This window comes from uncultured Porphyromonas sp. (assembly GCF_915070105.1).
Classification (GTDB): Bacteria; Bacteroidota; Bacteroidia; order Bacteroidales; family Porphyromonadaceae; genus Porphyromonas.
The window spans coordinates 1-11,074 of the sequence record NZ_CAJZFJ010000071.1; the positions used below are offsets into that span (position 1 = coordinate 1).

General features: G+C 56.3%; 10 protein-coding genes. 7 read left to right on the top strand and 3 right to left on the bottom strand.

Going from position 1 to position 11,074, the window contains the following annotated elements:
• The first annotated feature begins 36 nt into the window (after positions 1–36).
• From QZ554_RS07145 to QZ554_RS07160, 4 genes are read left to right on the top strand one after another with little or no spacing between them, the layout of a single operon-like run.
• On the top strand, positions 37–2,301 hold the full coding sequence (locus tag QZ554_RS07145; protein ID WP_297195403.1) for a TonB-dependent receptor: 2,265 nt from the start codon (positions 37–39) through the stop codon (positions 2,299–2,301).
• 23 nt (positions 2,302–2,324) lie between these two features.
• Positions 2,325–2,933, top strand: coding sequence for a nicotinamide riboside transporter PnuC (gene pnuC, locus QZ554_RS07150; protein ID WP_297195405.1), 609 nt, complete (start codon positions 2,325–2,327; stop codon positions 2,931–2,933).
• Between the two features lie 16 nt (positions 2,934–2,949).
• Complete coding sequence (locus tag QZ554_RS07155; RefSeq protein ID WP_297195406.1) at positions 2,950–3,621, top strand: thiamine diphosphokinase; 672 nt, start codon at positions 2,950–2,952, stop codon at positions 3,619–3,621.
• Positions 3,614–4,381 carry a methylated-DNA--[protein]-cysteine S-methyltransferase gene (locus QZ554_RS07160; protein WP_297195408.1) on the top strand — a complete coding sequence of 256 codons (768 nt, stop codon included), beginning with the start codon at positions 3,614–3,616 and terminating at the stop codon, positions 4,379–4,381. Before QZ554_RS07155 ends, QZ554_RS07160 begins: the two co-directional genes overlap by 8 nt.
• 363 nt (positions 4,382–4,744) lie before the next feature.
• On the opposite strand, the gene QZ554_RS07165 is transcribed toward QZ554_RS07160, so the two are convergent.
• Both QZ554_RS07165 and rsmA read right to left on the bottom strand, forming a co-directional pair.
• Positions 4,745–5,254 (bottom strand): GNAT family protein, encoded by a 510-nt coding sequence (locus tag QZ554_RS07165; protein WP_297195410.1) that lies wholly within the window; start codon positions 5,252–5,254, stop codon positions 4,745–4,747.
• A gap of 88 nt (positions 5,255–5,342) precedes the next feature.
• Positions 5,343–6,128: a 16S rRNA (adenine(1518)-N(6)/adenine(1519)-N(6))-dimethyltransferase RsmA gene (rsmA, locus tag QZ554_RS07170; RefSeq protein ID WP_297195412.1), complete on the bottom strand. Its 786-nt coding sequence runs from the start codon at positions 6,126–6,128 to the stop codon at positions 5,343–5,345.
• Between the two features lie 117 nt (positions 6,129–6,245).
• Between rsmA and QZ554_RS07175 the strand changes: the two genes are divergently transcribed.
• From QZ554_RS07175 to fabD, 3 genes are read left to right on the top strand one after another with little or no spacing between them, the layout of a single operon-like run.
• Positions 6,246–7,286: a lysylphosphatidylglycerol synthase transmembrane domain-containing protein gene (locus QZ554_RS07175; RefSeq protein ID WP_297195414.1), complete on the top strand. Its 1,041-nt coding sequence runs from the start codon at positions 6,246–6,248 to the stop codon at positions 7,284–7,286.
• A 39-nt stretch (positions 7,287–7,325) separates the two neighbouring features.
• Positions 7,326–8,780 carry an aminoacyl-histidine dipeptidase gene (locus QZ554_RS07180; protein WP_297195416.1) on the top strand — a complete coding sequence of 485 codons (1,455 nt, stop codon included), beginning with the start codon at positions 7,326–7,328 and terminating at the stop codon, positions 8,778–8,780.
• A 40-nt stretch (positions 8,781–8,820) separates the two neighbouring features.
• A complete protein-coding gene (fabD, locus tag QZ554_RS07185) occupies positions 8,821–9,708 on the top strand; it encodes an ACP S-malonyltransferase (protein ID WP_297195418.1) in 888 nt (295 codons plus the stop codon).
• A gap of 1,176 nt (positions 9,709–10,884) precedes the next feature.
• On the opposite strand, the gene QZ554_RS07190 is transcribed toward fabD, so the two are convergent.
• On the bottom strand, positions 10,885–11,074 hold a 190-nt coding region (locus QZ554_RS07190; RefSeq protein WP_297195420.1), incomplete at its 5' end, for a hypothetical protein.

The window sequence follows — 11,074 nt, forward strand, 5'->3', positions numbered from 1 at the left end:
TCAGCTCTACGTTACGTATCATTTATAAGTAATTGTATGATGAAGAGAAAATCCCTCCTTCCCCTAGTGGCTATCTCACTAGGAGCTCCTCTACCCTGCCTATCGGCTACTGCTATTCACATGGATCAGGATAGCCTATGCACACACTACCTAGAGGGTGTACAAGTGACTGCCACACGTGCATCGGCTAAGACCCCGATGACCTTCACCAACATCTCTAAGGCCAAGCTACAGAAGGTCTCCCTAGGCCTTGACCTCCCCTACCTCCTCATCCAGTCCCCCTCCGTCGTCTCTACCAGCGATGCTGGCATAGGGATCGGATACACCTACCTGCGTGTACGTGGGGTAGATGCTACGGGGATCAACGTGATGACCAATGGGGTGCCTCTCAACGACTCCGAGAGCCAAGGGGTCTTCTGGGCCAACATGCCTGGCTTCTCCTCCAGCGTAGAGGATGCCCAGCTCCAGCGTGGGGTCGGCACCTCCTCCAATGGTGCTGCGGCCTTCGGGGCTAGCCTCAACCTCCGCACCGACAACTTCCTCCTAGAGCCACGTGCCACGGTCACCCTCCTCGGGGGCTCCTTCGGTACGCTACGCCGTGAGCTCCATGCCTCCACAGGTCGTATCGGTGGACACTGGGCTGTAGAGGCTCGTCTGGGCAAGACCACGACCGACAGCTATGTCGATCGTAGTGGCACCGAGGGTACCTCCTACTTTCTGCAGGGGGGGTACTTCGCAGACGAGACCATCGTGAAGCTCCTCGCCTTCGGGGGGAAGCAGCGCACGGGTATTGCTTGGAATGGTATCACCAGCAAGGAGGAGACCAAGTACGGACGCACCTACAACTCCGCTGGACACATGAACCCCGGTAGCACCAAGGCCGAGGCTCGCTACCGCTACAATACCGACAACTATGAGCAGAACCACTATCAGGCTCAGCTCACACAGCGCCTTGCCTCTGCCCTCTATCTGAACCTCACCGCCCACCACACTCAGGGCTATGGCTTCACCGATGAGTACCGTACGGGGCGCAAGCTCGTCAAGTTCGGGCTACCCAACTTCACCGACACCTCGGGCAAGAAAGTCAAGAAGATCTCCCTACTACGTCGTAAGTACCTCGATAACGTCTTCTCGGGCGGTATCGCTACCCTCGACTACAAGGGCGAGCGACTCGAGTACACGATCGGCCTCTCGGGCAATCACTACCATGGCTACCACTATGGCGAGCGTACCCCGATCACCCCTGTCCCCTACCAAGTAGAGCCTAACGACAGATACTACGATGGGGATGCGCACAAGACCGACCTCTCGGGCTTCGCTAAGGCGACCTACGAGCTCACCCGAGGGCTGAACCTCTTCGCCGACCTCCAGTATCGCTACATCGACTACCGCATACAGGGTAGCTATGATGGCTACAATGAGGTACTCCAGAGCCTGCAGCAGATTGACCTGAAGAAGACCTTCAGCTTCCTCAACCCCAAGGCAGGGATCTTCTGGCAGATCGCTCCCCAGCATGCCCTCTATGGCTCAGTAGCCGTGGCTCATCGTGAGCCTTCGCGCAAGGCCTATACCGATGTCACCGCCAAGGACTACCCTCGTCCCGAGCGACTCACCGACTACGAGCTAGGCTACACCTTCCGCTCCGAAGGCTTCTCTGTCGGGCTCAACCTCTACTATATGGACTATCATGACCAGCTCGTAGCCAATGGTAAGCTCACTGACGTCGGCGAGCTCCTCAAGGAGAATGTCAAGCGTAGCTACCGCACCGGCGTCGAGCTAAGTGCCTCATGGCTCATCATCCCCTCCCTCCGCTGGGATGCAGCCCTAGCACTCAGCCGTAGCCGTATCAAGGACTACACCTACTACGCTGCGATGATCGACAACGCTACGGACTTCAACTACCTAGCCCCGCTCTACAGTCAGACGCTCCGTGAGACTCCTATCGCCTTCTCCCCTGCGCTCACGATGACCAATACGCTGAGCTACACCTACCGAGGCTTCGAGGCTGCCTTCACCCATCAGTTTGTCGGCAAGCAGTACCTAGACAACCTCGGGCTAGAGGCTCACTCCCTACCCTCCTATCAGGTCTCCAGCCTACGTCTAGGCTACACCCTACCCGTTAGCTTCCTGCGCCACTGGTCACTGCATCTGCAGGTCAATAACCTACTGAATGCGAAGTACGCCAGCAACGGCTATGTCAATGACTACGCCAAGGCACAGACAGGCCCCGACTACAGCGAAGTGAAGCTCTATCCACAGGCTGGCATCCACTTCCTGATGGGTACAACGATCTCGCTCTAACGGATTTCCTCTATCTTTACACTATGGAATTCCTGCTCTCCTACCTAGCCGCTCATCGCCTAGAGGTCATCACAGTCTTCGTCTCCCTACTCTGGCTCTACCTCGAGTACCGAGCGAGTATCTGGCTCTGGCCCGTGGGCATTATCCTCCCCCTGCTCTGGATACCGATCGCTTGGCGAGCTCATCTCTACGGGATGCTTGCCATCAACATCTACTACCTCATCACGAGTATATGGGGATGGATCGCTTGGCTACGCCGTGGGCGCAAGGAGGGAGAGCAGGAAGCTCCTATCACCGACATACCCCGTCGAACACTGGGCTATACACTCCTCGGTATGCCCGTAGCCTACGGAGCCCTGATCTGGCTCTCGGGCTATTTACCCGAGTGGAGGATCCCCTGGGCTGATGCCCTACTCACCCTATCCTCCATCGTGGGGATGGTCTGGATGGCACGTGGATGGCGCCAGCACTGGATCTGCTGGATCATCGCCAACGCTGCGGGGGTCATCTCGCTCCTCAATGCCGAGGACTACCTCTCGACCTTCGTCTATGTCGTGAACTTTGTCACCGCCTTCTTTGGCTACCACAAGTGGTCTCGACTCATGAAGGGCCAAGCCAAGACGGAACAATAAGGATAGAGAAAAACGCATGAAACACTACCCACTGTACACCAAAGAGACTCTCCCCCGAGACCTCGTCCTCGCCAATGGCGCCTTCCCCACTGCCCCTACGCCTCTTGCCCTGCTCGACCGCTGGAGCCTCAACCAAGAGGGCTACACGCTGACCTGCTGTGATGGGGCGGTGAATAAGCTTCGTCGCTACACCAGCATCCTACCCGATGCCGTCGTCGGCGACCTAGACTCCGTGTCCCCTGCCCTACGAGCACTCCTAGGGGAGCGTATACATCGCTTCCCCGATCAGGACACCAATGACCTGACGAAGACCATGCTCTTCCTGCATAACACCCGAGGGGCACGTGCCATCACCCTCCTCGGAGCAAGCGGAGGACGTGAGGATCACCTCTTGGCCAACCTCGCCCTCCTACCTAGCTATGCCCCCCTCACCGAGGAGCTCATCATGCTCACGGACGAAGGTTACTTCATCCTCCTCTCGGAGCCCTCTGAGGTCGAGGTAACGATAGGCCAGCAGGTCTCTATCTTCAACTTCTCTCAGACCCCCGTCTCCCTCACAGGTGTACGCTGGCCGCTACGAGGAGATGTCCTCCCCCAGCTCTGGAGTGGCTCTCTGAACTGTGCCGAGGAGGACGTCATCCGAGTGGAGACCCACTCCCCCATCCTCATCTACCTAGCCAATGTGTGACGCTCAGGCTAGGCGACTCGTCCTAGATGCCCTCGCCCTCCTCAATCCCCGAGGCAAGGCACAGCCTAGCCCTCTACAGATTACTATCGCCCTCGGCTGCCAAGCCGAGGAGCTAGACCAAGCCTTCCTAGGAGCGCTAGGCCAGCCCGCCTCCCAGCTCCTGCCTCTACTCACCCCCGAGCACCTCTCCTCGCTCATCGCTCCACTCAGCCCTCGCCCTGGGCTAGAGCTCATCCATTCGGAGCGAAGTGAAGCAGAGGAGCTCACCCTCCTATACGACTACTACGACAGCCCATACGGCGAGCTCCTACTCGTCTGCAGTGAGCGGGGGCTGTGTATGAGCCCCTTCACCTACGGCGATCCAGCTGGGACGCTGGAGCGTGTACGCAGGGAGCTACGTCCGCAGGAGCTACGTCGGGCACAGCACCCTTGGCACGAAGGAGCCCTAAACTCCCTATACAGCAGGGCGCTTCATCCCGAGCTACCCCCCCTACACCTGCTGGGGACACCCTTCCAGCGCAGTGTATGGGAGGCACTTACCCTCATCCCTCGGGGGAGCTGTGTGCACTATCATACGCTGGCGGACTACATCGGCCGCCCCAAGGCCACACGAGCCGTCGGGACGGCTGTCGGGGACAATCCCCTTGCCCCCTTCGTCCCCTGCCACCGAGTGCTTCCCACGAGCAACACCCTAGGGGGCTACTATTGGGGTCATGCGCTGAAGGCATTCCTCCTACTCTCGGAGCTTCGCCCAGCCTAGTCCCAGCCACTGTCATCCCAGCCACTACCTTACTAATCCCCCCAAGGGATCGCTGTCCCTCCACCTCCCACCTCCATTCCTCCCTCTTCCCCCCAACCTTACCTCTACTCCAAATAGAGGAAAATACCTCTTTATCCCAACACCTCACCTCCGCTCAGTCACTCTTTAGCTTACCTGTTCTCGAGGCTGGAGAAACAGCCCCAAAATCCCCAACTAACCCTCTCTGTATCAAACACCCCAAGAGGGGCAAAGTGATCATACCGAGAGCGCAGGTGCGCTCCTATAAAGAACGTCCTCGTCACCTTACATAGGTGACGAGGACGTTCTTTATAGGAGCGTTTGAGCGATATAAGTAAGAGTACTCTAGCCCCCTCGGAAGAGGTGCTGATAGGCAATGCGTGGATAGCCATCCCCCGCTATGATCGTACCACAGACGACAAAGCCAAGACCTATCAAGAGCGACTGCATCACCTGATTGTCCGCATGCGTATCGACACGGATATTGGGAATCTGCTCGAAGCACCAGCCAAAGACCAAGCGTGCTATGCCCCTGACTTCCCCACTAGAGGCTAGGCGGTGGATTACCCCATAGGGCTCTTCACTCAGCCAAGCCCCCGTGATCTCCCGATAGGTGGGATCCTCACCTAGAGCGAAGCAGAACGAGCCCACGACACGCCCCTCCTCCGTCTGGCACACGTAGCCCCTACCGAGTGCGATGTCCTCACGTAGGACAGCCTCGGTAGGATAGCCATCCCGCCACTGCGTAGGGTTGCCCGTCTCGGCCATGAACGCTCGGGCACGTGCTGTGACCTCCAGCAGGCGAGGGAGGTCGGTGAGCGTGCTCCTTCGGATCGTCAGTTTGCTTGTCGCCATAGGGGAAATGGAGGGTGGAGGGGGAAGGCTTACTTTGAGTAGCTGGTGAGCCTACATGTTGGACAAGGAAGGGAAGGACGGGAATGCCCTAAGCCTTCGCCTGTAGCTCCTCTAGGCGGAGCGTTAGGGAGATGAACTCCTCGACACCGAGCTGCTCAGGACGCTGACCAAAGATCGGGGCGGAGTAATCGTAGTCGGAGCCAAAGAGAGCTTTTAGGGAATTGCGCAGGGTCTTGCGACGCTGGTTGAAGCCCGTCTTGACGACTTGCTTGAAGAGCGACTCCGAGCAACCGAGCTCGGTACGCTCGTTGCGCACGAGACGGATGACACCGCTCTTGACCTTGGGGGGCGGATTGAAGACGTGCTCATCGACGGTGAAGAGGTACTCGACATCGTACCAAGCCTGCAGGAGGACACTGAGGATACCATAGTCCTTGTTGCCTGGGGGCGAGGCCAGACGCTTAGCGACCTCACGCTGGAGCATCCCCGCACAGCAGGGGATACGCTCCCGATAGTCCAGTAGACGGAAGAAGATCTGCGAGGAGATGTTGTAGGGGTAATTCCCAATGAGGCTAAATGCCCCATCGGGCATATATTCCTCCACGGGGATACGCAGGAAGTCGCCCTGTATAATGCGCCCCTCCAGCTGGGGGAAATGCTCGTGAAGGTAGGCTACACTCTCGGCATCAAGCTCGATGACCCGCGTATCATACCCACCAGCGAGGAGGAACTGAGTGAGCACCCCCATCCCTGGGCCGATCTCCAGGACAGGGAGCTCCTGATAGGGACGTAGCGTGTCCGCAATACGCTCTGCGATGGAGAGATCGGTGAGGAAATGTTGGCCCAAAGCCTTCTTCGCTTTAACTTGCTGCATGAGAAATCAATAAAACTTATTACATTTGTTCAGACGAAAGTAGTACTTTTTGCTAGATGTACCTCCACAGAAGAGCTCCGAGAGGTCTAGTGACTACCCCCGAGGAGCGACGAAGATATGAAGATTAACCCCACACTCAAGTCGATCCTATGGATCGTCCTCCCGCTATCGCTAGGTGGGCTGGGCTTCTATGGCCTATACCGAGACACGGACTGGCAGGAGCTGATGACGACGCTTCGTACGGGGGTTAACTATCCTATCCTGCTCTTTAGCCTACTCTTTGGGCTGATGAGCAACCTCTGTCGAGGACTTCGCTGGGAGCTCCTCGTTCGTCCCATCGTCAGCGATGGTGCTCCCCCTAGGCGCATCAATGCTGTCTGCACCGTGCTCGGCTCCTATACAGTCAATATGGGCATTCCCCGCTCAGGGGAGGTATGGCGGTGTGTGGAGATGGAGCGTCGGGAGGATCTACCCTTCGCAGGACTCTTTGGCACGCTCATCGTGGATCGCTTGGTAGACGTGTGTATGCTCTCGATGATCCTCGTGGTGATCGTGCTGAGCAGTACAGACTTCTTCAGAGACTACCTCGCAGCACACCCCGAGGTGTGGCTGGGGCTGATGGACTTCGTGCAGTCGGTATGGTTCTTCCTACTCATAGCCATCGGGCTGGGGTCGCTGGCACTACTCGTGTGGCTTCTCAGATGCCGTCGGGAGAGCAGGATAGCACGCTTCTTCGTCCATATCTGGGAAGGGATGGTGAGCATCCAGCACATGCCCCAGAGGGGGAAGTTCCTCTTCCTCACGGCGATGATCTGGGTAGGCTACTTCTTCTACTTCTACTTGGCGCTCTTTGCCTTTGAGGCGACCCAGCACATCCCCTTCTCGGTAGCGTGTATCGCCTTCGCCATGAGCAGTATGTCGGTGATCGTACCGGTACAGGCAGGGATGGGGGCATGGCATGCAGCGGTGATCATCACCTTCACGACCTTCGGTATGGCCGAGCAACCCGCCAAGGACTTCGCCTTCATCGTCCATACGGCACAGACCCTATGGATCACGCTCATCGGGCTCGGAGCGATCATCGCCCTGCCCATCATCAATAGACACTACAAGCGGGTACGAGGCCCCCAGCCTAGCCCCGAGACTACAGATAACTAACTAAACCTATTTCACTCACTCTCGCAACGAACAGAAGCTATGGCAACAGAAATCAAATCCCTCGCTCCACAGTCCGTATGGAGCTTCTTCTACGACCTGACCCAGATCCCCCGCCCCACTGGCCATACACAAGCCGTACAGGAGTACGTGCTCGAGCTGGGCAAGCGACTAGGGCTGGAGACACACCGAGATGCGACGGGCAACGTGCTCATCCGTAAGCCTGCCACAGCAGGGCTAGAGGGGCGCCCAGTAGTCACCCTACAGGCACACCTAGATATGGTACCCCAGAAGAACAGCCACATCCAGCACGACTTCACTCGTGACCCCATAGATGCCTATATCGATGGTGAGTGGGTAACAGCTCGCGACACAACCCTCGGAGCTGACAACGGTATCGGAGCAGCCTACGCTATGGCTGTACTAGCAGACAACACCCTAAAGCATGGCCCCATAGAAGCCCTCTTCACCATCGATGAAGAGGTCGGTATGGTAGGGGCAAATGGTCTACAATCAGACTTCTCCAAGGGGGATATCCTCATCAACCTCGACAGTGAGGAGGAGGGACTCCTCTTCGTAGGCTGCGCTGGTGGGATAGACGTCAATGTAAACCTAGAGTATAAGGACCAGGAGCCCACACCCGAGGGTGACATCGCCGTACGCATCGCCCTAACGGGGCTACGTGGCGGACACTCAGGGATGGACATCCACCTCGGTCGTGCCAATGCCAATAAGCAGCTCGCCCGACTACTGAAGTATGCCATCGCCGACTATGGTGCTCGCCTCGTCTCCTTCGACGGGGGCTCGGCTCGTAATGCGATCCCACGCGAGTGCTTTGCCGTCGTTACCCTCCCCGAGGCAGATGCCGATGGGCTGTGGGAGCTCGCCTCAGACTTCCTCGACACCCTGCGCACGGAGTACAAGGGCATAGAGGAGTCGATCAGCTTGACCCTAGAGCGCACCGAGATGCCTAAGACGGTCATCCCCGAGGAGATCCAGGATGCGATCATCAACGCCCTCGTAGGCTGCGTCAATGGCGTACAGAGCATGCTCACGGACTTCGCTGGCATAGTCGAAGCCTCGACGAATATGGCTCGTGTGACCTTCGGAGACGGAAAGTTCTCAGCGAAGTTCTTCGTACGTAGCTCCTCCGAGACGAGGAAGGAGGAAGTAGCCTCCGAGATCGAGAGCATCATGAACCTAGCGGGTGCCAACGTAGACTTCTCCGGCGCCTACAACGGCTGGGCACCCAATGCCTCCTCTCCCATCCTCAAGACCCTGAGCAAAGCCTGCGAAGAGGTGCTCGGTAAGACCCCCGAGGTCACAGTCATCCACGCAGGGCTGGAGTGCGGTATCATCCAGGGAGCCATGCCCAATATGGATATGATCTCCATCGGCCCCGACATCCGCTCACCACACTCACCTGATGAGAAGGTACACATCGCTTCGGTAGAGCGCACTTGGCGCATCCTCAAGAGAGCATTAGAATTAGTATAATCACCATAACCCATAACTAGTCAAACAAACAGAGAAGTAAATGAGTAAAACAGCTTATGTATTCCCCGGACAAGGGGCACAGTTCGTAGGCATGGGGAAGGAGCTCTACTCGAGCCATCCCATCGCCAAAGAGCTATTCGATAAGGCCAATGAGATCCTTGGCTTCCGCATCACAGACATCATGTTCGACGGGACAGATGAGGAGCTCAAGCAGACCAAGGTCACACAGCCTGCCGTCTTCCTACACTCGGTAATCCGTGCCGTATGCCTCGGCGAGGAGTTCCAGCCCGATATGGTAGCAGGGCACTCGCTCGGGGAGTTCTCTGCACTCGTAGCCTCTGGCGCCCTTAGCTTCGAGGACGGGCTTCGCCTCGTCTCCAAGCGTGCCCTAGCTATGCAGGCTGCCTGTGAAGCTAACCCCGGCACTATGGCTGCCGTACTCGGTCTGCCCGACGAGAAGGTCGAGGAGGTCGTCAAGAGCATCAAGGGTGCTGTCGTCGTAGCTGCCAACTTCAACTGCCCAGGTCAGCTCGTCATCTCAGGGAGTATCGAGGGCGTAGACAAGGCTTGCGAACTGCTCAAGGAGGCTGGTGCTAAGCGTGCCCTTCGCCTCAACGTCGGCGGTGCCTTCCACTCTCCTCTGATGGAGCCAGCCCGTGTAGAGCTGGAGGCTGCGATCGAGGCCACGGAGTTCCACACTCCACGTTGCCCTATCTATCAGAACGTCACCGCTGCCCCCACCACAGACATTGATACGATCCGTCGTAACCTCATCGCACAGCTCACCGCTCCCGTACGCTGGACAGAGAGCGTGAAGGCAATGGTCGCAGATGGCGCTAGCCGCTTCGTCGAAGTAGGACCAGGTGCTGTCCTGCAGGGGCTTGTCAAGAAGATTGCCCCCGAGGTAGAGACCGAGGGAAGGCAATAAGCTCCCCACAAACTCAATCCCTGCGATAACATACACCTAGGATCAAAAGAAAAGACGAGGGCGCACCAAGATCTCTTGGTGCGCCCTCGTCGCGTATATATGAGTAGTTGGTTTCAGTTTGAGTAGACTTCGGATAGATATAAAAGGATGAACGAAAGGTACGTGAGCTTAGTAGCCATACATCTGTAACTCGCCTAAGGTAGATCTCTTCGAGAGCTCCATAGAGGGAGCTAGATCCGCCATTAGCTCAAGACCCAACCATTAGCTCAAGACCCAAGTAAAGCAGGATAGCCCCAAACAACTGGTGTCTAAAGGCAACTTAACCATCCCGCCAAGAGAGTTAAATAGTGCTAGGATCTCAACGAACGCTTAGCGTAGGAACCGATCCATAACTATCGAAATAATACACCCTATTGCGACACTTCCCCCTACCAAAGCCCCGACCCATAGATGCAAGGGCTCCTCAGGGAATGCGCCTACATAGAGCAGGTAAAGCAGCATCCCGAAAAGAAAGCCAAGGATGCAACGGAGTATATGATAACCCCAAACCATAATTACCTCTGATTTGTGACACAGTCAAGGGCGGGTAACGATCACCCTTATATGCGTCAATGAGTATTAATAAGTTAAACGAAATTCACACACAAATATAAGGACTTCCCTATATAAAAGCAAGCAAAGCAGAGCCCCCAAGTTCGCTCCCCATCCCCAGAAAGGCATGAGGAGGCCTATACAGCCCCTTTCTTGGGCTTTTACAGGCTTGCCTTGATGGAATATATATGGGATCAAACTCGAGGCAAGAAATAGGCGAATATTAGCTCCTAAATACAAATCTTCCTGCTCTCTCACCTGCAAGTTTGATCTATTTCCTCTCCTAGCAAAGAGTCAGCACTAAGCAACAGAGCAGCTGGCCCTAATCAGAATACCAATATCAAAGGAGAAATAGGGCTGAAAAGGAAGAGAGGACAGATAAGATACGAAGAAGGCACAGATATGCAACCCACTAGAGCATCGCTAGGAGAATGGACAAAAGAGAGCTAGAAGATGAGAAGAAAGCACATAGCAGAAAAGTTCCTCTGTATAGCCCGCATAGTATTAGAAGTATATAGATATTGATATTGGACTGGAGACTAGGCTACCTGCAGGTTGTGCGGGGGCATAGAAGCAGGCTAGGAGCTAGCAGAAGGCGATAGGAGGTGACAGAAAGGTGGTAAGAGGGATAAAGGCGACAGAAGCCCGTAGGCTTGCTCTCGGATCTGCTGGGAGTATCTTTGCTCGCAGGCTTTGACTACGGCTTTGGCTACGGCTACGGCTATAAAAGCGGATCGGGTGTGACTGCTTAGCGCAATCACACCCGATCTCTTCC